Below are 20,520 nucleotides of genomic sequence, written 5' to 3' on the forward strand. Positions count from 1 at the left end.
TACTTCCAGCACAGGTCGAACTTGTCGGTCTGGCCGTCGTCGTCGCACGTGCCGTACTTGCGCTCGATGTACGACGAGGTGATGTCGCACCGCGGTGCGGTGGGCGCGGCCGTGGAGTCGGCACGGCCCGCCGCCGCGTGGCGGGCGGGCCCCTGAGAAAGCGGGACGCAGAGTGGAACTGTTGCGACGTACGCGTCGGCGCTACTCCGGCGAGGAGGACCGCCCCCTGGGCGGCTACCTCGCGGCCATGGCGGGGTACGGGCTCTACGCGTCGGCGTGGGCCGCGGCCATCCGCCGGCGCGGCGCGCGGCCGCCGGTCCGGCCGGAGCCGTGGGACGTGGCGCTGACGGCGGTGGCGACGTTCCGGCTGAGCCGGCTCCTCACCAAGAGCTCCGTGACCAGCCCGTTGCGGGCGGCCTTCACGACGTACGAAGGCCCGCAAGGGCCGGCCGAGCTGAGCGAGTCGCCCCGGGAGGGCGGCCACAAGGCCGCGGCGGAGCTGCTGACCTGCCCCTTCTGCATGAGCGTCTGGGTGTCGACCGCCCTCACCGCGAGCCAGGTCCTGTGGCCGCGCGGGGCGCGGACGGTGATGGCGGGCCTGGCGGCGACGGCGGGGGCGGACGCGTTGCAGCTGGCCTACTCCCTGCTGACGGAGAAGGCCACGAAGAGCTGAACAGCGCCGCCCTCTTCGCCGGCGCCCCGGTCAGTCCGTCCGGCGGCGCCGGACGCCGACCGCCGCGAGCACCGCTCCGGCGAGGGTCAGCACCCCGGTGACCAGGACGGCCGTGTGGACGCCGTTCATGAACGCCTGGCCACTGCCCTCCACCACCGCGCTCCTCACCTGTCCGGCCATGCCGTCGGAGACCGGCGCGACGCCCATCGCCACCGCGTCCTTGGCCTCGCCGAGCCCCCGCGCCACGGGGGCCGGCACTCCGGCGCCGGTCAGCTCCCCGGTGAGGGTGGAGCCGACGCGGCCGCTGATGAGGGAGACCAGGACCGAGGTGCCGAGGGCGCCGCCGATCTGCAGGGAGGTGGCCTGGAGGCCGCCCGCCACGCCGCCGTCCCTCACCGGCGCGTTGCCGACGATGGCGTCGGACGAGGCGGCCATCACCATGCCGACGCCCAGGCCGAGCGCGAGGAACGGCGGCCACATCACCGCGTACGAGGAGTGCACGCCCCAGGTGAGCATCCCGAACGACGCCGCGGCCTGCAGCAGCATCCCCAGCGGCATCGTGAACCGCGCGCCGAGGCGCTCGGTGAGTACGGCGCCCAGCGGCGAGGCGACCACGGAGGCGAGGCTCAGCGGCAGGGTGCGCACGCCCGCCTCGACCGGCGTGAAGCCGCGGACGTTCTGCAGGTACAGCATGACGAAGAAGATCACGCCCAGCAGCACGAAGAAGTTGAGCGCGGTGATGACGGTCCCGGTGGTCAGGGCCGGGTTGCGGAACAGCCGCATGGGCAGCAGCGGGTGCGCCACCCGCGTCTCGTACCAGCCGAAGAGCAGCAGGAGCAGCAGCCCGGCGCCGATCGCAGCCAGTGTGCCGCCGGACGTCCAGCCCCACGTCTCGCCCTTGACGACGCCGAAGACGACGGCGAGCAGCCCGGCGGCGAGCAGGACCACGCCAGGGAAGTCGAACGTCTCGTCCGCCGCGGCGGTGTTGCGGCTCTGCGGGAGGACGAAGGCGCTGAAGGCGAGCGCGGCGACGCCGATGGGGGCGTTGATGTAGAAGACGGACTCCCAGTTCACGTGCTGGACCAGCAGGCCGCCGACGATGGGCCCGAGCGCGGTCGACACGGACGAGACCATGGCCCAGATTCCCACCGCCATGCCGAACTTCTTCGGCGGGAAGACCGCGCGCAGCAGCCCCAGCGTGTTGGGCATCAGCAGGGCGCCGAAGAAGCCCTGGAGCGCCCGGAAGACGATGACGCCCTCGATGGAGCCGGCGAGGCCGATCGCCACCGAGGAGAGGGTGAAGCCGGCGACACCGACGAGGTAGTACGTACGCCGCCCGAAGCGGTCGCCCAGCTTGCCGCCGAGGATGAGGGCGGCCGCGAGCGCCAGCAGGTAGGAGTTGGTGACCCACTGGAGGTCGGCGGTGGAGGCGTGCAGGTCCCGGCCGATCTCCGGGTTGGCGATGGAGACGACGGAGCCGTCGAGACCGACCATGAACAGGCCGAAGGCGACGGCGACGAGCGTCAGCCAGGGGTTGGCGCGGCGCCCGCGCGGTGGCGCGGTGTCCGCCGCCGGGGGGTGGGCGGCGGGCGGCATGGTGAGGTGGTCCACGGGAGTGGAGGGCATGGGGGTGCGTGTCCTTGAGGGGTGTGGGGTGTACGGATACGGGGGCGGCTCCGCCGACGGTGTGCGGCCCGGGCGACTGCCGCCCCGCCACCGCGCCCTCACGCGCCATGGCGGGGAAGGCCCCGGCGCGACCACGTGAACGCGCATACGCGCATAGGCAGACGCGGGAGCGTCCGCCGTGCGGGAAGGCGCGAGCGACGAGCGCGCAACGGGACGCGTCCGGGACAGGAGCCGGGGGCAGGAGCCGGGAACGGGAGCCGCGGTCAGCGCGTGGACGCGGGGTGCAGCCTGTGCGTCAGTGCCTGGAGCGCGCCCAGGGCCGAGCCCAGCGCGTCCAGTTCGCCGTCGGTGAGGGCCTCCAGCGCCTCGGTGACGTGCCGGGACTTCAGGTTCCGGACCTCCGCGAGGCGGCTCTTCGCCGTGTCCGTCGGGTAGAGGTGCGCGATCCGCTTGTCGGCGGTGTCCTGACGGCGTTCCAGGAGCCCCTGGTCGGTCAGCGCGGAGACGAGCGCGCTGACGTTGTTGGGCTTCATCAGCAGCGCCTCGGCGCACTCCCGTACCGTGGCGCCCTCGCGTTCGGCGACGAGCCGCAACAGCGCGAGCTGGGCCTCGGGGAGCCTCGGGAACGGGAGGTCCCGGGCGACGCGCCGGTCGAGGGCCCGGTTCAGCGCGGGCAGGCACGCCACGAGCACGTCGGCTACGCGGTCGGTCTGCGTGGTGGGCGCGCTGGTCTCGGGCACACCCCCACCATAGCTATGGACACATACGTACGTCAAAAGACCTAATGGCGGACAGGAGCCCGGTCAGCCGCCGATGCGCCACTCGTGGCCGGGCAGGAAGCGCACGTCATACCCGCACCGCGCCGTCGGTGACGTAGAAACATGCGCTTCTCCGGTCGCCCGTCGATTGTCATGTCGCCTGACATTGCAGACATGATCCGGCCGAGGGCAAAGGCCGGCCTCCCGGAGACCCTAGACTCTCGCCCCGTATGGACAAGAACGGACAGCCCGAGTCGCCCAACCTGCCGCAGCTGCTCGCCCAGGCGAAGTACTGGTTCGACACGGCCGTGTCCGCCGCCATGGAGGACGCCGGGGAGAGGCCCGTCACCCTGGCCCAGCAGAACGTCTTCGCCCACCTGGCGCCCGACGGTACGACGATCTCGGACCTCTCCCGCCGCATGGGCGTCACCCGGCAGAGCGCGCACCAGGCCGTGCACGCACTGATCGGCATGGGGCTGCTCGCACAGGTCCCGGACCCGGCGTCCGCGCGTAGCCGCCTCATCGTGATGACGGACGAGGGACGGCGCGTGCACCTCCTCGCGCAGTCCATGATCGCCGGGCTGGAGGAGGAACTGGCCCGCCGCCTCGGCGGGGCCACCGTGGCCGCGCTGCGCGCCACCCTGGAACGCCCCTGGGGCCCTCCCCGGCCGGCGTGACGGGTGCCTACCCGGCCACCGCGTACGGCTGCTCCAGCACTGCCGCGACGCCCCGCGCCAGGCAGGGGATGCGGTGGGCCGGGACGCCGGCGATGTTGATCCGGCCGGAGGCCGTGCCGTAGATGGCGAACTCGTCGCGCAGGCGGCGCATCTGCTCGGGGCCGAGCGGCAGCGTCGAGAACATGCCCTTCTGCCGGGCCAGCGCCCGCGCCTCGTCCTCCCGGCCCAGGGCCCCGAGGTGGGCGGTCAGGTCGGCGCGGTTGGCGGTGATGCGGCCGCGCATGACGTCGAGCTCCGCCCGCCAGGCGGCGCGCAGGCCGTCGTCCTCCAGGATGGTGGTGACGACGGCGGCACCGTGCTCCGGCGGCATCGAGTACAGCGTCCGGGCGGCGTTCTGCAGGGCGGTCTCGACGTGCCGCAGCGCGGTGCGGGAGGGGCCGAGGACGACGGCGCAGCCGGTGCGGTCGCTGTAGAGACCGAAGTTCTTGGAGCAGCTGACGGCGATCAGCATCTCGGGCACCCGCGCCGCCAGCATCCGCGTGGCCCACAGGTCGGCCTCCAGGCCGTCCCCGAGGCCGTGGTACGCCAGGTCGACGAAGGGCATCCAGCCGTTGCGGCAGGCCAGGTCGGCCAGCGCCTCCCAGGTCTCGGGAGACGGGTCCGCGCCGGTGGGGTTGTGGCAGCAGCCCTGGAGCAGCACGACGTCGTCGCGGCGCACGGCGCGCAGGTCGTCCAGCATGTCCGGCCAGGCGTACGTCCGTACGGTCAGGCCGGCGGCCTCCAGGATGGGCCGGTGGTTGACGTAGGCGGGGTCGCTGATCCACACGGTGGTGCCGGGGCGGGTGAGGCGTATCAGGTCGGCCAGCAGGCGCAGCGCGCCCGTGCCGGCGACGGTCTGCACGGCGGTGGCCCGGCCGGCCGGCCCGTCGGCGCCGTCGGCCCCGCCGAGGACCATGGTCAGCATGGCGCGGTTGAAGGCCGTGTTGCCGGACAGGCCCCGGTACTCCTTGGAGGCGGACCGTTCCGCCAGGCGTATCTCGGCCTCGCGGACGGCGCCCATCACGGGGGTGGCGCCGGTGTGGTCGCGGTAGACGCCGAGGACGAGGTTCAGCCGCTCGGGGCGCGGGTCGGCGGCGAACGCGGCGGCCAGGTCCCACAGGGGGTCGGCGGGCGGGGCGGGGAGCAGCTCAAGCATCGGTGGGAACCTCGGGTCGGGTGGAGCGGGTGCGGGTACGGGCGTCGGTGCCGGTGCCGGTGCGGCGGCGGTTGGCGAGGACGACGCCCGCGGTGATCAGGGGTACGCCGACGAGCACGGGCAGCGTCGGCGTCTCGTGGAGCAGCGGGACGGCGAGGAGGACGACGGCGACGGGGCTGAGGCTGCCGACGACGGAGGCGCGCTCCGGGCCGAGCCTGCGGATGGCGAACGCGTACAGCAGGCCCGCGCACAGCCCGACGCCGAGGCCCTGCACCACCAGGAACAGCGCGATGTCGCCCGCGGCGGCGTCGGAGAGGCCGGTCGGGAGCACGCCGGTCAGGGCGAGGAGCGCGATCACGGCGAAGGACGGCAGGCACAGCAGGCCGATCGAGCCGACGGGGTCGAGGTCGACCTCGCGCAGGCCCACGGTGTACAGCGCCCACAGCCCGCTGGCGACCAGCAGCGTGCCGGCGCCGGCCAGGACGCCGGTGTCGACCGGGACGAGGTGGCGCCACACCAGGGCGACGACGCCGACCGCGATGAGGACCAGCCCGGCGGCCTGCGTACCGCGCGGCACGCCCCGGCCGCCCGCGACCATGAGCGCCGAGACGAAGAGCGGCACCATGCCGGGGATGATCGACCCGACGAACGCGGCGGAGGTCAGGGAGCCGCCGTGCATGGCGGCCAGGAAGAACGGCACTCCGGCCCCGCACACGATCTTCACGGCGGGCCCGGGCCGCACCGCCCGCAGGGCGTGCCGCCGCCGCCACAGCGCAGGCGCCAGCACCAGCAGCGGCACGCCGAACCGCAACAGCGCGGCGTCGGCCGGCAGGAGGGTGGAGGCGCTCAGGGCGCGGGCGCTGAGCGCGAAGGCGGCCCAGATGCCCACCGTGAGGAGCAGCGCGAGCATGCCGAGCGCGTCGGGGGACGCGGCACGGGACGCCCACCCGCGCGGGCCGGGCGCGGTCGCGGTCGCGGTCGCGGTCGCGGTCGCGGTCGCGGTCGCCACAGCGTGCGGGGCGGGCGCGGTTGCCGCAGTGCGCGGGCCGGGGGCGATCGCCGCAGCGGAGGCCGCGTGCGGGCCGGGCGGGGCCGTCGCGGCGGGGGCCGTGCCGCTCGTGTTCGTCGGCGTCACGCGTTCCTCCAGCAGGCTTGCTCCGATCCGGCGATGAGCAACATTAGGTCCTGGGCCGGGGCAGCCGATTGCTACTTCCGCCCCGTACGACCACCATGGGGGCAGGATCTGCCAAAGAACGCGGAAGAACGCCGGAACAGCGAGGAATCATGGACGCCGTCGACCTGCACATCATCCGGGAGCTCCAAGCCGACGGGCGGCTGTCCAACCAGGACCTCGCCGACCGGGTCCGGCTCTCCCCCTCCCCCTGTCTGCGGCGCGTCCGCCGCCTGGAGGACTCCGGGCTCATCAGCGGCTACACCGCCATGGTCGACCAGGTGGCCTTCGGGCTGCCGATCACCGTCTTCGTCCGGGTCCGGCTGGAGCGCCACACCGCCGAGGCCGTCAACGCCTTCGAGGAGCACGTCGGGCTCATCGAGCACATCCAGGACTGCTACCTCATGGCGGGCAGCAGCGACTACCTGCTGCGCGTCGTCATCGAGAGCCTGGAGGCGTACGAGGTGCTCGTCCGCACGCGGATCCACGCCATCCCCGGTATCGCGTCGATCGAGTCGAGCTTCGCCTTCGGCAGCGTCAAGCAGTCCCGGGTCTACCCGCGCCCGTCCCACCCGTCCCCCTCCGCCCGCGCCTGACGCATCATCGGAGGTATGAGGCTTTCGTTCCTGGAGCCCCTCTACGCCGAGCGGGGCCCGTTCACCTCGGTGTACCTGGACACCTCGCGGGACGTCGACGACCCCGAGCGGGCGATCGCGCTGCGCTGGCGGCGGCTGCACGAACGGCTGGCCCGGCAGGGCGCGGACCAGGAGTCCCTCGCGGCCGTGGAGGAGGTGGTGGGCGCGGACGCGGAGGTGCCCGGGCTGCACGGGCAGGCGATCTTCACCGCGCACGGCTCGCTCGTCCTGGACGACGAGCTGCCGAGCCCGCCGGCGTACGACGTCGCGCGGTACGGGCTGCTGCCCGACGCCATGCCGCTGGTGACGCAGCACGTCCCGGAGATCCCATACCTCGCCGTGGTGGTGCACTACCGGGGGCTGCCGACCGCCGATGCGCAGGGGAACGTGACGGTGGCCGCCGAGGCCGGGAGGTGGCCCGCCTCGCACGTCGCCCCGGGCGAGCGGCTGCGGCGGCGGGTACCGGTGGCCGAGTGGCACGCCGCGGCGGTGCGGCTGGGCCGCGAGCTCGGCGCCCGGGTCGGCCGCGGCGGCGCCGACGCGGTCGTGGTCGGCGGCGACGAGTGGGCGGGCAACGTCCTCATCCGCCGCCTGCCGCGCGAGCTGCGCGACCGGGTGGTACGGGTCGGCGGGCCCACTCCGGCGGACACGGCCCGCGCTTTGCTGGAACCGCAGGTGGCGAGCGTCCTGCGCGGGCGCATGGCCGCGCACGACCGGGCCCTGGTCGGGTCGTTCCTGGCCCGGCGGGGGCGCGGCGGAGCCACGACGGCCGAGGGCCTCGCCGACACGGTCGCCGCGCTGCAGCGGGGCCAGGTCACGGCGCTGCTGCTGCACCCGCCGGGCCCGTGGCAGCCGGCGGACCTGCTGTGGATCGGCCCGGGGCCCGCGCAGCTGGCGCTCTCCGAGGAGGAGCTGCTCTCCTTCGGCGTCCGGTCACCGCGCCGCGAACGGGCTGACGAGGCGCTGGTGCGGGCGGTGGTGGGCACGGGCGCCGAGCTCGTCGTCGTACCGGAGGGGCAGCTGCCGCTGCGCGACGGTGTGGGCGCGCTGCTGCGGTACACCGACGCGGCCACGCCGGGGGCCGGGCGTCAGCGCTGATAGGTGCCCATGAGGGCGCCGCTCGCGAGCTCGCGGCCGGCGAGCGCCCGGTGCACGGTGTCGGCCGAGGGGGTGTCGTCGAGCGGGAGCGGCTCGGAGACGGCCCACAGGCGGAAGAAGTAGCGGTGGCGGCCGTGGCCCGGCGGCGGGAGGGGGCCGCCCCAGCCGGTGCGGCCGAAGTCGTTGGGCCACTCCCGGCCGCCGGCGGGGGTCTCGCCCTCCTCGACACCGGTGCTGCCGGGGTCGATGCCGGTGACCAGCCAGTGCAGGAACGTGCCGTTCGGGGCGTCGGGGTCCTCGCAGGCCAGCACCAGCTCCGCGGTGCCGTCCGGCGGGGCCGACCACGTCAGGGGCGGGGAGATGTCCTCCCCCTCACCCGTGTAGCGGCGGGGGATCGCCTGGTGGTCGCCGAACGCCGCGCTGCTGAGGTCAATACCGGTCATGGGCGCGGCTTTACCCGCTCCCGGCCCCGCGCTACCGGTCCCGGCCCGCCGAGTACCCGATCAGCGGCGGCGGCGCAGGACGCAGCGCGCCGGGCCGGTCGCGCGCAGCGTGATGCCCGCGCTGACCGGCACCGTGCGGTCGACGGCGGTGAGCTCGTACTCCTGGAGGACCATGGCGAGCGCGAGCACCGACTCCAGCATGGAGAAGTGCTGGCCGATGCAGGCGCGCGGGCCGCCGCCGAAGGGGAACCAGGCGTAGCGCGGCCGTTCCTTCTCGCGTTCGGGGGTGAAGCGCTCGGGGTCGAAGCGCTCCGGGTCCTCCCAGTAGCGCGGGTGGCGGTGGGTCACCCAGGGGGCGACGATCACGTCGGCGCCGGCGGGGATGGTGTAGCCGTCGATCTCGGTGGCCTCGACGGCGCTGCGGCCGATGACCGGGCCCGCCGGGTACAGGCGCATGGCCTCCTTGAGGACCATGGTCAGGTACGGCAGCGCGTCGAGGTCCGCGGCCGTGGGCGTACGCCCGTCCAGTACGCGCACGGCCTCGGCGCGGGCCCGCGCCTGCTCCTCGGGGTGGAGCGCCAGCAAGTGCAGGGCGAAGCCGAGGGAGGTCGCGGTCGTCTCGTGGCCCGCGAGCAGGAAGACCAGCACCTGGTCGCGGATCTCGGCGGCGTCGAGGCCGTCGTCCTCCGCGCTTCCGGCGTGCGTGAGCAGGGTCAGCAGGTCCTCGCCGTCGGCTTCGGCGCCCTGGGCGCGGCGTTCCCGGATGATGCGGTCGCACACGGCGTACAGCTCGTTCGCCGCGGTGGCGGCGCGGCGGTTGGCGGGCGTCGGCCAGTCGCGCGGGAGGGTGAGGGGCGAGTAGGCGCGCCGCAGGACGTACTCGCCGATGACCGGGAAGGAGCGCTCCACGACGTCGACGGCCGCGTCGACGTCGACACCGAAGAGGATGCGGGCGACGGCGCGCAGCGTCAGCCGCGTCATCTCGTCGAGGAGGTCCACCGTGGGGCCGGGCGCGGCGCCGGGCGCGGCGTTCCAGCGGTGGAGCATGGCCGACGTCTCGTCGGTGAGCGCCGATGCGTAGCCGTCGACGCGGCGGCGGGTGAAGAGCGGCTGGACGAGCCGCCGCTGCCGCAGGTAGTCGGCGTCCTGGCTGGTCAGCAGGCCGTTGCCGAAGGTCTCGCGGACCTCCTGGTAGAAGGTGTTGTCCTTGCGGAAGTTGGCCGCCTCCGTCGCGAGCACCCGCTGGGCGCCCTCCGCCGAGAAGACCGCGTACAGCTGGGCCCGCAGCCCGGGCGGGCCGGCCGTGATGCGGACGACGTCCCCGTACGTGCGGTGGGCCCGCAGGTAGGTGGCGAGTGAGTCGTTCTTGAGGTCCAGCAGGGACCCGAGGAGCGGCAGGCCCGCCGGGCCGGGAAGGGGCGTCTCGGTGGTCGCCATGCGTGTCTCCGCTCTCCGCTGTCCTCGTGGCCGCTGTCCTCGTGGCCGCTGTCCTCGTGGCCGCTGTCCTCGTGGCCGCTGTCCTCGGGCGTCCGCCTCGTGGCCGCCGTCCTGCGGCCGCTGCGGTCCGCCGTGCGCGATTCTGCCCGGGTGGGCGGGCGTGCACGCGGACCGCCGCGGCCCGTTTCCGGCCTACTTTTGGTCTGGACCTGCTTATTGCCCGGGGGTGGCGGCGGCGGCCAAGCTGCCCTCATGGAACTGGAGTTGCGCCACCTGAAGACGATCCGGGCCATCGCCGACGCGGGCAGTCTCACCAGGGCCGCCACGGAGCTGGGACTCGCCCAGCCCGCGCTCAGCGCGCAGCTGCGCAGGATCGAACGGTCCCTGGGGGGCGCGCTGTTCGAGCGTGGGCGCAGCGGAGTGCGGGCCACGGCGCTCGGTGAGCTCGTGCTGGAGCGGGCCCGGGTCGTCCTGCCCGCGGTGTGCGCGCTCCAGCAGGAGGCCGTGCGATTCGCCCGCAACCGCGAGCCCGGGCCCGCGCGGGGGCCCGCCTTCCGGCTCGGCGGGACCCACGGGCCGCTGCTGGGCGGCCTGGTGGACCGGCTGGCCGCCGCCGAGCCGGGCGCGTCGGTGACCACCCACACCTCCTGGTCCGAGCGTGAGATCGCCGCGGCGGTGGCCGAGGGGCGCCTGGACTACGCGCTGGTCGGCGCCTGCGGCGAGAGCGCTCCGCCCGAGCCCGCGGCGGGGCGGCTCGCCGCCGGTCGGCGCCTCGATCTGCCGGTCGGGCTCCACCACCGGCTGGCACTGCGGCACCATCCAGCAGCACAACACCAGCGTCACCTACCCCGAGGGCACCATCACCGGTGTGACCCGCACGTCCGTGTACGCCGAGCCGGGCGACTCGGGCGGCTCGTACATCTCGGGCAGCCAGGCGCAGGGGGTCACCTCCGGCGGCTCGGGCGACTGCCGCAGCGGCGGCACGACGTACCACCAGCCGATCAACCCGCTGCTCCAGACGTACGGGCTGACGCTGAAGACGACGACGGGCCCCGGCGACCCGGGGGACCCCGGCGACCCCGGTGACCCGGGCGAGCCCGGTGGTACGTGGGCGGCCGGCACGGTCTACGCGGCCGGTGCCCAGGTGACCTACGGCGGCGCCACCTACCGCTGCCTCCAGGGGCACCAGGCGCAGCCGGGCTGGGAGCCGCCGAACGTGCCGGCGCTCTGGCAGCGCGTCTGAGCACGGGCCCCGGGGCGCCGCCGGTTCACGCCGGGGGCGCCCCGGACCGCGTACGGGATAATGCCGGGCATGCGCATTTCAGCCAGGGCCGACTACGCGGTGCGTGCCGCGCTCCAGCTCGCCGCCGCGCAGGACACCGGGCCGGTCAAGGCTGAGGCGATCGCCGCGTCGCAGGGCGTGTCCCACAAGTTCCTGGAGTCCATCCTCAACGACCTGCGCCGCGGGGGGCTCGTGCACAGCCGGCGCGGCGGGAACGGCGGCTACTGGCTGGCGCGGCCCGCCGCGTCGATCAGCGTCGCCGATGTCATACGGGTCGCGGACGGGCCGCTCGTGTCGGTGCGCGGGGTGCGGCCGCCGGAGTTGTCGTACTCGGGCGCGGCGGAGTCGCTGCTGCCGCTGTGGGTCGCGCTGCGGGCGCACGTGCGGCAGATCCTGGAGGGCGTGAGCCTGGCCGACGTCGCTTCGGCCAGGCTGCCGGCCGAGGTGTCGGCGCTGACCGAGGACCCGGCCGCCTGGACGAACCCCTGACCCTCCCCGCGCTTGCCGGTCTCACCTGGTGGGCCGGACGTGTCCACGCCTCGAACTGCCCCTTGGGCGCGGGGAGTCACCTCTGCCACTATCCCTACTGAATCAGTGGGGAAACCGGAACTCCTGTGAGGTGACCGTGGCGACCGCGACAGCGCCGACTCCGGCGGACGATGTGAACTGGCCGCGCGTCACCCGGGAGGTCGCCGACGACCTGGCCGCCGACGCGCTCGCCCGCGACCGGGCGGGCGGCCCGCCGTCCGACGAAGCGGCGCGGCTGCGCGAGGCCGGGCTGCCGGCGCTGCTCACACCCCCCGCGGCGAAGGGGCCCGGCGGCGCCGACTGGCGGGCCGCCTGCGCGGCGGTGAAGGAGATCGCGGCGGCCGACGGCTCCATCGGCGAACTCCTCGCCCACCACTACGTCCTGGCCTGGAGCGGCCGCTTCCTCGGCTCCGGCGCCGCCGCCGCGCGCTTCGAACGGCGCGTGACCCGCGGCCGGTGGCTCCTCGGCGGCGGCATCGACCTGCCCGGAACGGAAGGCGAGGCCGAAGGGGAGGGCGACGGCTCGGACGGCACCGGGCCCGGCCTCACCCTCGTACCGCGCGGAGGCGGAGCGTACGTCCTGAACGGGCGGCGGCGGTTCGACGCCGGGGTGACCGTCGCCGACCGGCTGGTCGTCGGCGCCCGGTGCGGCGGGACCGGCGACTTACTCGTCGTCCTGGCCGACCCGGCGCACCCCGGGGTGGGCGTCGAGCCGGCGGCCGACCGCGTCGGACAGCGCCTGTCCGGTGGCGGCACCGTCGGTTTCGACGGCGTGCCGATCGGTGCGGCGGACGTCCTCGGAACGGTCCCGCGCGACGACCACGCCGTCGCGCCGTTCACCGCCCTGGCCCCGCTCGCGCTGCGGCTGCTGCGCGTCCACGTGGCCCTGGGCGTCGCGGAGGGCGCGCTGGCGGAGGCGCGCGACGTCAGCCGGGCCGCACAGGCCGCCCGGCCGCCCGCGGCGGACGGCGCGGACCCGTACCTCCTCCTCGCCTACGGAGAGCTGGCGACCGCCGCACACACCGCGGCCGCGGTCGTCGAGGGCGCGACGGACGCCCTGGCGCGCGGACTGCGGGCGGGCGCGGCGCTCGACGTGGAGGGCCACGCCGACATCGCCGTACTCGTCGCCGCGGCGGAGGCCGTCACCAGCAGGTCCGCCCTGCACATCACCACCCGCGTCCTGGAACTCACCGACAGCGCGGGCTTCGACCGCTTCTGGCGCAACGCCCGCGTGCTGACCGCGCACACCTCGCCGGCCCGGCGCCTGCGCGACATCGGCGACCACTACCTCAACGGGACGCTGCCCCGCCTCGCGCCGCTGTGACAGGGCCCTGACCCACCCGGCGGCGGGCGGGCCGCGCCGGGACGGGTACGGCGGGCGTTCCTGGGGACTCGCATCTCCCGGGAGCACACCGGCCGAGGGAGGTGCCATGACCGCAGGGGTGCCGGCGCTGGGCACGGTGCGGGGCGTGGTGCTCGACACCGACGGGGTGATCACCGATTCGGCCCGGGTGCACGCGGCGGCCTGGCAGGGGGCCTTCGACGCCTTCCTGCGCGACCATCCGCCGCCCGACCCGGAGCAGCGCCGCCCCTTCGACCCCGGCGAGGACTACGCGCGCCACGTGGACGGCAGGTCCCGCGCCGACGGAGCCGCGGCGTTCCTGGCCTCGCGGGGCCTGCCGGCGGACGCCGCCGCGGTGGCGGAGGTCGCGGCCGAGAAGGAGCGGCTCTTCACCGGGCTGCTGCGGGAGCGGCACATCGCCGCCTACCCCGGCACGGTGCGGCTGCTGCGGGCGCTGCGCGCGGCCGGGGTGCCACTGGCGGCGGCGTCGGCGTCCCGGCACGCCCGCGAGGTGCTGGCGCGTGCGGACGTCATCGGCCTCTTCGACGCGGTGGTGGACGGGGCCGAGGCGGCGCGGCTGGGGCTGCCCGGCAAACCGGAGCCCGCGCTGTTCCTGGAGGCGGCCCGACGGCTGGGGGTGCCGCCCGGGCGGTGCGCGCTCGTCGAGGACGCGCTGGCGGGCGTCGAGGCGGGGCGGCGCGGCGGCTTCGCCCTGGTCGTGGGTGTGGACCGGCGGGCCGGCCCAGGCACGGCGGACGCGCTGCTGCGCGCGGGCGCCGACCTCGTCGTACGCGACCTCGCGGAGCTCCTGCCCACGGAAGAGGGAGCACGGACGTGACCGACTGGATGTGGGAGTACGAGGGCTACCTGCCGGAACGGGAGAGCCTCCGGGAGTCCCTGTGCACCCTCGGCAACGGCTACTTCGCCACCCGTGGTGCCGCCACGGAGTGCGCGGCCGACGGCACCCACTACCCCGGTACGTACGTGGCCGGGTGCTACGACCGCCTCACGTCCGAGGTGGCCGGGCGCACGGTCGAGAACGAGGACCTGGTCAACCTGCCCAACTGGCTGGTGCTGCGCTACCGCCTGAACGGCGAGGGCCGGCCGGGCCCGTGGCTCACCCCGGACAGCCGCCGGCTCCTCGACCACCACCAGACGCTCGACCTGCGGCAGGGCACGCTGGAGCGGGTGACGCGGTACGAGGACGAGCAGGGGCGGCGGCTGACCGTGCGGCAGCACCGGCTGGTGCACATGGGAGACCCGCACCTGGCGGCCCTGCGGACCGTGTTCACCGCCGAGAACTGGGCCGGCACGCTGGAGGTGGAGGCCGCCCTCGACGGGTCGGTCGAGAACACGGGCGTGGCCCGCTACCGGCAGCTGACCACCCGCCACCTCATCCACGTGCACACCGGTGACGCCGCCGCCGGCACGGTGTGGCTGCGCTGCCGCACCAGCACCTCCGACATCCGCGTCGGCATGGCGGCCCGCACCGCCGCGCCGCCGGGCGTGGACGCCGCGTCGCACCACCCGCAGCGGCGCGCGGTGCAGCGGATGCGGCTGGCCCTGGAGCCGGGGCGGCCGGCCGTCGTGGACAAGACGGTCGCCCTGCACACCTCGCGCGACCCGGCGATCAGCGACCCGCTGCACGCGGCCGTCGACCGGGTGCGGCGCGCCGGGCCCTTCGAGGAGCTGCTGGCCTCGCACCGCGCCGCGTGGCAGCAGCTGTGGCGCCGGGCCGAGCTGGAGGTGCCCGACGAGGCGGGCCGGATCCTGCGGCTGCACCTCTTCCACGTCCTGCAGACCCTCTCCCCGCACACCGCCGACCTCGATGTGGGCGTACCGGCGCGCGGGCTGCACGGTGAGGCGTACCGGGGCCACATCTTCTGGGACGAGCTGTTCGTGCTGCCCTACCTGAACCTGCACTTCCCGGAGGTGTCCCGGGCGCTGCTCACCTACCGCTACCGGCGTCTGGAGCGGGCCCGCTTCAGCGCCCTGGACGCGGGGTGCACCGGGGCGATGTACCCGTGGCAGAGCGGCAGCGACGGCCGTGAGGAGGCGCAGCGGCTGCACCTCAATCCGCGCTCGGGGCGCTGGGTGCCGGACCATTCGCACCTGCAGCACCACGTCGGTTCGGCGATCGCGTACAACGTGTGGCAGTACTGCGAGGCGAGCGGCGACAGCGAGTTCCTGCACACCAAGGGCGCGGAGATGCTCCTCCAGATCGCCCGCTTCTGGGCCTGCCGGGCCGAGCTGGACCCGGCGCTGGGCCGCTACCGCATCCGCGGGGTGGTCGGGCCCGACGAGTACCACGACGCCTACCCGGGCGCGACCGAGCCGGGGCTCGACGACAACGCGTACACCAACGTCACGGCCGCCTGGGTGCTGGCCCGCACGCTGGACCTGCTGCGCTCGCTGCCCGAGCCGCGCCGGCTGGAACTGGTGGAGCGCACCGGGCTGCACCACGGGGAGCTGGAGCTGTGGGAGGACGTGTCGCGGATGCTGCACGTGCCGTTCCACTCCGGGGTGATCAGCCAGTTCGAGGGGTTCGGCGAGCTGGCGGAGTTCGACTGGGAGGGACACCGGCGCCGGTTCGGCGACATCCGGCGGCTGGACCGGATCCTGGAGGCGGAGGGCGACAGCGTCAACCGCTACAAGGCGTCCAAGCAGGCCGACGTGCTGATGCTGGGCTACCTGTTCTCGCCGGCCGAGCTGCGCACCCTGTTCAGCCGGCTGGGTTACGTCCTCGACGAGGAGATGTGGCGCCGCACCGTCGACTACTACCTGCACCGCACGAGCCACGGCTCGACGCTGAGCGGCCTCGTCCACGGCTGGGTGCTGGCGCGGGTGCGGCGGTCGGAGGCATGGCGGTTCTGCCAGGAGGCGCTGGAGGGCGACATCGCCGACATCCAGGGCGGTACGACGGGCGAGGGCATCCACCTGGGCGCGATGGCGGGCACCCTCGACCTCGTCCAGCGCGGTCTGACCGGCCTGGAGACGCGGGGCGGGGCGCTGCGGCTGGACCCGGTGCCGCTGCCGGAGCTGTCCGAGTTCTGCTTCACCCTGCGCTACCGGGGCCACTGGGGCGTGTCGCTGCGGATGGCGCCGGGGAGCCTGCACATCGCCGTGCCGGGCTCCGGGCGCGACCCGATCAACGTGGAGCTGCTGCCGGAGCGGGCGGTGCTGGTGGAGCCGGGCGAGGAATGCGAGCTGCCGCTGCCGGTGGCGCGGTGAGCCGGATCAAGCCGAGCCCGATCAGGCCTGTTCGAGGCGTCGGCGTACGTGCCGGTGGGCGTCCCACACGTCGACCCTGCGGCCGGTGACCTCGGTGGGCGTGAGCGCGACCCACCGCGCGCCCTCGGAGTCCGGCCACGGGGCGCGGTACGCCTGCCGGTCGAGACGGCGTACGGCCTCGGCGTCGGTGACGGGGCGGGGCCGGCCGACGATCAGGACGCTCCAGCCACGGCCCACGACGTCGTCGATGTGGTCGACCTCGAAGGCGAGCTCGCCGCCGGGCGCGGTGGCCGGGAGGGCGTCGGGCGGTGTCCGGAACGCCACCTCGCCGTCGGCCACGACGTAGGTCACCGGCATGATCGCGGGGTGGCTGTGTCTGGTCACCGCGACCCGGCCGACGCCGTGCGTGCCGAGCAGGACGCCGCACTCGTCGGAGCTCAGCTCGGTGAGGATCGGCCGCTGGGCGGGGACGCCGAAGCCGGGTGGCAGGTCGGTGGTGCCGCCCTCCAGCTCGATGACGCTGGTCTCCAGGGCGTCGGCCAGGCGCAGCAGGAAGCCGATGCCGGGGGTGGCGGGCTGTTCCTCCAGGTACTGGATGTAGCCGGGCGCCGAGCCGGCGCGGAGGGCGACCTCTTCACGGCTGAGGCCGAGCTCCTGGCGGCGGGCGGCCACGCGGCGGCCGATGTCCCCGCAGCAGTGGCCGTGGCCCTCGGAATGCTTCTCGGACATGAGGCACCGTCCCTTCGGTCGAAGGGCACCCTGTCCTTACGGTAGCCACCGGGGCCCGGGTCCGCACGCCCCGGCGGGCGGCCCCGCCCGTGGACCTACTGCTCGCCCGGCCTACTGCTCGCCCGGCCCCGGCTCCACCACGTCGCGGCGGCGGCCGAGGGTCTCCTCGCGCTCCCGCTCGACGATCGCGGGGTGGTGCAGGTCGAAGGCGGGCGATTCGGAGCGGATGCGGGGCATGGTGGTGAAGTTGTGGCGCGGCGGCGGGCAGGAGGTGGCCCACTCCAGGGAGCGGCCGTAGCCCCAGGGGTCGTCGACGTCGACCCGTTCGCCGTGGCGGGCGGTCTTCCACACGTTGTAGAGGAACGGGAACGTCGACAGGCCCAGCAGGAACGAGCCCATGGTCGACACCATGTTGAGCGCGGTGAAGCCGTCGGCGGCGAGGTAGTCGGCGTACCGGCGTGGCATGCCTTCGGCGCCCAGCCAGTGCTGGACCAGGAACGTCAGGTGGAAGCCCGCGAACAGCGTCCAGAAGTGGATCTTGCCGAGCCGTTCGTCGAGCATGCGCCCGGTCATCTTGGGCCACCAGAAGTGGAACCCCGAGAACATCGCGAAGACGATCGTCCCGAAGAGCACGTAGTGGAAGTGACCGACGACGAAGTACGTGTCGGTGACGTGGAAGTCCATCGGCGGCGAGGCGAGGACGACGCCGGTGAGTCCCCCGAAGAGGAAGGTGACGAGGAAGCCGACGGCCCACAGCATCGGGGTCTCGAAGCTGATGGAACCCTTCCAGGTGGTGCCGATCCAGTTGAAGAACTTCACGCCGGTCGGCACCGCGATGAGGAAGCTGAGCAGCGAGAAGAAGGGCAGGAGCACCGCGCCGGTGGCGAACATGTGGTGCGCCCACACCACGACCGACAGGCCGGTGATGGCGATGGTGGCGCCGATGAGCCCGATGTAGCCGAAGAGGGGCTTGCGCGAGAAGACCGGCAGGACTTCGGTGACCACGCCGAAGAACGGCAGGGCGAGGATGTACACCTCGGGGTGTCCGAAGAACCAGAACAGGTGCTGCCACAGCAGCGCGCCGCCGTTGCGGGGGTCGAAGATGTGGGAGCCGAAGGCGCGGTCCGACTCCAGGGCGAGGAGCGCGGCGGCGAGCACGGGGAAGGCGAGCAGTACGAGGACCGAGGTCAGCAGGACGTTCCAGGTGAAGATCGGCATCCGGAACATCGTCATCCCGGGGGCCCGCATCCCGATGATCGTGGTGACGAAGTTGACCGCGCCGAGGATGGTGCCGAACCCGGAGAGCGCCAGGCCCATGATCCACAGGTCGGCGCCGACCTGGGCGGTGTGTTCCCGCCGGTTGAGCGGGGCGTAGGCGGTCCAGCCGAAGTCGGCGGCGCCGTTGTTGGTCAGCAGGGAGCCGACGACCATGAGGCCGCCGAAGAGGAACAGCCAGTACGACAGCATGTTCAGGCGCGGGAACGCCACGTCGGGCGAGCCGATCTGCAGCGGCATGATGGCGTTGGCGAACCCGGCGAAGGTGGGGGTGGCGAAGAGCAGCAGCATCACGGTCCCGTGGAGCGTGAACGCCTGGTTGTACTGCTCGTTGGTCACCAGCTGCATGCCGGGGCGGGCCAGTTCGGCGCGGATCACCAGGGCCAGCGCCCCGGCGAAGAGGAAGAAGCCGAACGAGGTGACCAGGTACAGGTGCCCGATCCTCTTGTGGTCCGTCGTGGTCAGCCACCCCACCAGGGCGCGGCCCCGGCGGCGCCAGGCGGAGGAGGAGACCGGTGCCGGGGCGACGGGCTCGGTCGAAGTCACCATGGGCCGCAACGCTACGCAGTGCCGCGCTGCACGGACGGTTTGGGCTCGCGCGGCCGTGGCCACGTCACTCGTTTTGGGCAGCGGCCGGGGCGCAGTCACGGGCGGCCGCGTCCGGGCGGGCGGCGAGGGCGGCCCGCAGCGGCGGGTGGTCGTGGAGCCGCAGGTCGCCCGTGAAGAGCACGACGGAGACGGCGGTGGCGGCGGTGGCGGCGGCGGGGCCGGTGGCGCCGCTCACGGTGCCGCTCCGGGGGTCCGGGCCGCCCGCGGCCGGGACCGGCGGCGGGCGCGCTCCTCGTCCTCCGCGGCGCGGGCGATGTTGCGGGCCATGCCGCCGAAGACGGTGGCGTGGAAGGGCGACACGGCCCACCAGTAGGCGTGCCCGAGGAGGCCGTGCGGATGGAACACGGCGCGCTGGCGGTAGCGGCTGCGGCCCTCGCCGTCGTCCTCGGCGTACATCTCCAGCCAGGCCAGGCCCGGCAGCCGCATCTCGGCGCGCAGCCGCAGAAGTCGGCCGCGCTCGATCTCCTCGACGCGCCAGAAGTCCAGCGAGTCGCCCACCCGGAGGCGGTGCGCGTCCCGGCGGCCGCGGCGCAGTCCGACGCCTCCGGCGAGCCGGTCGAGCCAGCCGCGCACCGCCCAGGCGAGGGGGAAGGAGTACCAGCCGTTCTCGCCGCCGATGCCCTCGATGACCCGCCACAGGGTGTCGGGTGAGGCGTCGACCGGCCGGGCGCGCCGGTCGGTGTAGAGGCTGCCGCCCGCCCAGTCGGGGTCGGTCGGCAGCGGGTCGCTCGGCGCGCCCGGTACGGACGCGGAGGACCACCGGGTGGTCACCCTGGCCTCGCGGACCCGGCGCAGGGCGAGGGCGAGGGCCTGGTCGCAGCCGATGGGGTGGCCGGGCGGGTCGGGGACGTGGGCGGCGATGTCGTGCTCCCGGCAGACGACCTCGTGGCGCAGCGACTCGGCGAGCGGCCGGGCGATGCCGGGGGGTACGGGCGTGACGAGGCCGATCCAGAGGCTGGAGAGGCGCGGGGTGAGCACGGGCACGGGCAGGATCAGCCGTGGGGGCAGCCCGGCCACGGCGGCGTAGCGGCGCATCAGGTCGCGGTAGGTCAGGACGTCGGGGCCGCCGATGTCGAAGCTGCGGTGCACGTCGGCGGGCAGGCCGGCGCTGCCGACGAGGTAGCGCAGGACGTCGCGTACGGCGATCGGCTGGATGCGGGTGCGGACCCAGCTGGGGGTGACCATGACGGGCAGCCGCTCGGTGAGGTAGCGCAGCATCTCGAAGGAGGCGGAGCCGGAGCCGAGGACGACGGCGGCGCGCAGGACGGCGGTGGGCACGCCGGAGTCGAGCAGGATCCGGCCGACCTCGGCGCGGGAGCGCAGGTGCGGGGAGAGGGCGTGCTCGGGTACGCCGGCGGGGGTGAGCCCGCCGAGGTAGACGAGGCGCCGTACATCACTGTCCCGGGCGGCGCGGCCGAAGATCCGGGCCGCCGCGCGGTCGGTCCGCTCGAAGTCCCCTTCGCCGCCCAGGGCGTGGACCAGGTAGTAGGCCACGTCCACGCCGCTCATCGCCGCGCGCACCGACTCCTCGTCGGTGACGTCGCCGCGGACCACGTCGACCCGGTCGGCCCAGGGGTGGTCGCGGAGCTTGCCGGGTGAGCGGGCCAGGCAGCGGACGCGGTGGCCGGCGGCCAGCAGCTCGGGGACGAGCCGGCCGCCGATGTAGCCGGTGGCGCCGGTGACGAGGCAGAGCGCCGGGCCGTCGGGGCGGTTCATGGGGCTCCCTGGGAGTCGGGGGTGCGCGTCCGTGGCGGTGGTGCGCGTCCTTCCACCTTCCCCTCTGTGCTGCACGTCCGCCCGGTGGACGTCCG

General features: G+C 74.5%; 18 protein-coding genes and 2 pseudogenes. 10 read left to right on the forward strand and 10 right to left on the reverse strand.

Annotated features, from left to right (window positions below; all coding sequences use genetic code 11):
• Nucleotides 1-172 precede the first annotated feature (172 nt).
• Nucleotides 173-673 (forward strand): DUF1360 domain-containing protein, encoded by a 501-nt coding sequence (locus tag AB0A69_RS32730; protein ID WP_361429566.1) that lies wholly within the window; start codon nucleotides 173-175, stop codon nucleotides 671-673.
• A gap of 30 nt (nucleotides 674-703) precedes the next feature.
• On the opposite strand, the gene AB0A69_RS32735 is transcribed toward AB0A69_RS32730, so the two are convergent.
• Nucleotides 704-2,269 carry an MFS transporter gene (locus AB0A69_RS32735; protein WP_361429633.1) on the reverse strand — a complete coding sequence of 522 codons (1,566 nt, stop codon included), beginning with the start codon at nucleotides 2,267-2,269 and terminating at the stop codon, nucleotides 704-706.
• A 293-nt stretch (nucleotides 2,270-2,562) separates the two neighbouring features.
• Entirely contained in the window at nucleotides 2,563-3,039 is a 477-nt protein-coding gene (locus tag AB0A69_RS32740) for a MarR family transcriptional regulator (protein WP_361429568.1), read from the reverse strand.
• Nucleotides 3,040-3,287: 248 nt separating this feature from the next.
• Here AB0A69_RS32740 and AB0A69_RS32745 point away from each other — a divergent pair, with 248 nt between their 5' ends.
• Nucleotides 3,288-3,734: a MarR family winged helix-turn-helix transcriptional regulator gene (locus tag AB0A69_RS32745; RefSeq protein WP_361429570.1), complete on the forward strand. Its 447-nt coding sequence runs from the start codon at nucleotides 3,288-3,290 to the stop codon at nucleotides 3,732-3,734.
• Between the two features lie 7 nt (nucleotides 3,735-3,741).
• Here the strand turns inward: AB0A69_RS32745 and AB0A69_RS32750 are convergent, their stop codons facing one another.
• Together AB0A69_RS32750 and AB0A69_RS32755 are read right to left on the reverse strand one after the other, a co-directional pair.
• Nucleotides 3,742-4,929 carry an aromatic amino acid transaminase gene (locus AB0A69_RS32750; RefSeq protein ID WP_361429572.1) on the reverse strand — a complete coding sequence of 396 codons (1,188 nt, stop codon included), beginning with the start codon at nucleotides 4,927-4,929 and terminating at the stop codon, nucleotides 3,742-3,744.
• Entirely contained in the window at nucleotides 4,922-6,064 is a 1,143-nt protein-coding gene (locus tag AB0A69_RS32755; RefSeq protein WP_361429574.1) for a DMT family transporter, read from the reverse strand. The genes AB0A69_RS32750 and AB0A69_RS32755 overlap by 8 nt, the downstream gene beginning before the upstream one ends.
• A gap of 149 nt (nucleotides 6,065-6,213) precedes the next feature.
• Here AB0A69_RS32755 and AB0A69_RS32760 point away from each other — a divergent pair, with 149 nt between their 5' ends.
• Both AB0A69_RS32760 and AB0A69_RS32765 read left to right on the forward strand, forming a co-directional pair.
• Complete coding sequence (locus tag AB0A69_RS32760) at nucleotides 6,214-6,696, forward strand: Lrp/AsnC family transcriptional regulator (protein ID WP_361429576.1); 483 nt, start codon at nucleotides 6,214-6,216, stop codon at nucleotides 6,694-6,696.
• A 15-nt stretch (nucleotides 6,697-6,711) separates the two neighbouring features.
• Complete coding sequence (locus tag AB0A69_RS32765) at nucleotides 6,712-7,833, forward strand: hypothetical protein (RefSeq protein WP_361429577.1); 1,122 nt, start codon at nucleotides 6,712-6,714, stop codon at nucleotides 7,831-7,833.
• On the opposite strand, the gene AB0A69_RS32770 is transcribed toward AB0A69_RS32765, so the two are convergent.
• Nucleotides 7,824-8,276 (reverse strand): YbhB/YbcL family Raf kinase inhibitor-like protein, encoded by a 453-nt coding sequence (locus tag AB0A69_RS32770; protein WP_361429579.1) that lies wholly within the window; start codon nucleotides 8,274-8,276, stop codon nucleotides 7,824-7,826. The two genes, AB0A69_RS32765 and AB0A69_RS32770, sit on opposite strands and share 10 nt — an antisense overlap.
• A 60-nt stretch (nucleotides 8,277-8,336) precedes the next feature.
• A complete protein-coding gene (locus tag AB0A69_RS32775; RefSeq protein ID WP_361429581.1) occupies nucleotides 8,337-9,713 on the reverse strand; it encodes a cytochrome P450 in 1,377 nt (458 codons plus the stop codon).
• A gap of 252 nt (nucleotides 9,714-9,965) precedes the next feature.
• Here AB0A69_RS32775 and AB0A69_RS32780 point away from each other — a divergent pair.
• The 6 genes and pseudogenes from AB0A69_RS32780 to AB0A69_RS32805 all read left to right on the forward strand — a co-directional run.
• Nucleotides 9,966-10,451 (forward strand): annotated as a pseudogene (locus AB0A69_RS32780) (LysR family transcriptional regulator); the annotation flags it as partial.
• A gap of 22 nt (nucleotides 10,452-10,473) precedes the next feature.
• A pseudogene (locus AB0A69_RS32785) lies at nucleotides 10,474-10,956 on the forward strand (carbohydrate-binding protein); the annotation flags it as partial.
• Nucleotides 10,957-11,025: 69 nt separating this feature from the next.
• Nucleotides 11,026-11,484 carry an Rrf2 family transcriptional regulator gene (locus tag AB0A69_RS32790; RefSeq protein WP_361429583.1) on the forward strand — a complete coding sequence of 153 codons (459 nt, stop codon included), beginning with the start codon at nucleotides 11,026-11,028 and terminating at the stop codon, nucleotides 11,482-11,484.
• Nucleotides 11,485-11,620: 136 nt separating this feature from the next.
• A complete protein-coding gene (locus tag AB0A69_RS32795; protein WP_361429585.1) occupies nucleotides 11,621-12,847 on the forward strand; it encodes an acyl-CoA dehydrogenase family protein in 1,227 nt (408 codons plus the stop codon).
• Between the two features lie 106 nt (nucleotides 12,848-12,953).
• Complete coding sequence (locus tag AB0A69_RS32800) at nucleotides 12,954-13,703, forward strand: HAD-IA family hydrolase (RefSeq protein WP_361429587.1); 750 nt, start codon at nucleotides 12,954-12,956, stop codon at nucleotides 13,701-13,703.
• Nucleotides 13,700-16,096 carry a glycosyl hydrolase family 65 protein gene (locus tag AB0A69_RS32805; RefSeq protein ID WP_361429589.1) on the forward strand — a complete coding sequence of 799 codons (2,397 nt, stop codon included), beginning with the start codon at nucleotides 13,700-13,702 and terminating at the stop codon, nucleotides 16,094-16,096. Before AB0A69_RS32800 ends, AB0A69_RS32805 begins: the two co-directional genes overlap by 4 nt.
• A 21-nt stretch (nucleotides 16,097-16,117) precedes the next feature.
• On the opposite strand, the gene AB0A69_RS32810 is transcribed toward AB0A69_RS32805, so the two are convergent.
• The 4 genes from AB0A69_RS32810 to AB0A69_RS32825 form a co-directional block, all read right to left on the reverse strand.
• Entirely contained in the window at nucleotides 16,118-16,825 is a 708-nt protein-coding gene (locus tag AB0A69_RS32810; protein WP_361429591.1) for a pyridoxamine 5'-phosphate oxidase family protein, read from the reverse strand.
• Between the two features lie 111 nt (nucleotides 16,826-16,936).
• Nucleotides 16,937-18,649: a cytochrome c oxidase subunit I gene (gene ctaD / locus AB0A69_RS32815; RefSeq protein ID WP_361429593.1), complete on the reverse strand. Its 1,713-nt coding sequence runs from the start codon at nucleotides 18,647-18,649 to the stop codon at nucleotides 16,937-16,939.
• Between the two features lie 64 nt (nucleotides 18,650-18,713).
• Entirely contained in the window at nucleotides 18,714-18,884 is a 171-nt protein-coding gene (locus AB0A69_RS32820; RefSeq protein WP_361429595.1) for a hypothetical protein, read from the reverse strand.
• Complete coding sequence (locus AB0A69_RS32825; RefSeq protein ID WP_361429597.1) at nucleotides 18,881-20,425, reverse strand: SDR family oxidoreductase; 1,545 nt, start codon at nucleotides 20,423-20,425, stop codon at nucleotides 18,881-18,883. The genes AB0A69_RS32820 and AB0A69_RS32825 overlap by 4 nt, the downstream gene beginning before the upstream one ends.
• Nucleotides 20,426-20,520: the final 95 nt, after the last annotated feature.

This window comes from Streptomyces sp. NPDC045431 (genome assembly GCF_040646655.1).
Classification (GTDB): domain Bacteria; phylum Actinomycetota; class Actinomycetes; order Streptomycetales; family Streptomycetaceae; genus Streptomyces.

Coding starts and splice junctions, on each gene's coding strand:
- AB0A69_RS32735 (WP_361429633.1), bottom strand. CDS start 2,269: ATGCCGCCCGCCGCCCACCCCCCGGCGGCGGACACCGCGCCACCGCGC.
- AB0A69_RS32745 (WP_361429570.1), top strand. CDS start 3,288: ATGGACAAGAACGGACAGCCCGAGTCGCCCAACCTGCCGCAGCTGCTC.
- AB0A69_RS32750 (WP_361429572.1), bottom strand. CDS start 4,929: ATGCTTGAGCTGCTCCCCGCCCCGCCCGCCGACCCCCTGTGGGACCTG.
- AB0A69_RS32760 (WP_361429576.1), top strand. CDS start 6,214: ATGGACGCCGTCGACCTGCACATCATCCGGGAGCTCCAAGCCGACGGG.
- AB0A69_RS32765 (WP_361429577.1), top strand. CDS start 6,712: ATGAGGCTTTCGTTCCTGGAGCCCCTCTACGCCGAGCGGGGCCCGTTC.
- AB0A69_RS32770 (WP_361429579.1), bottom strand. CDS start 8,276: ATGACCGGTATTGACCTCAGCAGCGCGGCGTTCGGCGACCACCAGGCG.
- AB0A69_RS32775 (WP_361429581.1), bottom strand. CDS start 9,713: ATGGCGACCACCGAGACGCCCCTTCCCGGCCCGGCGGGCCTGCCGCTC.
- AB0A69_RS32790 (WP_361429583.1), top strand. CDS start 11,026: ATGCGCATTTCAGCCAGGGCCGACTACGCGGTGCGTGCCGCGCTCCAG.
- AB0A69_RS32800 (WP_361429587.1), top strand. CDS start 12,954: ATGACCGCAGGGGTGCCGGCGCTGGGCACGGTGCGGGGCGTGGTGCTC.
- AB0A69_RS32810 (WP_361429591.1), bottom strand. CDS start 16,825: ATGTCCGAGAAGCATTCCGAGGGCCACGGCCACTGCTGCGGGGACATC.
- ctaD (WP_361429593.1), bottom strand. CDS start 18,649: ATGGTGACTTCGACCGAGCCCGTCGCCCCGGCACCGGTCTCCTCCTCC.
- AB0A69_RS32825 (WP_361429597.1), bottom strand. CDS start 20,425: ATGAACCGCCCCGACGGCCCGGCGCTCTGCCTCGTCACCGGCGCCACC.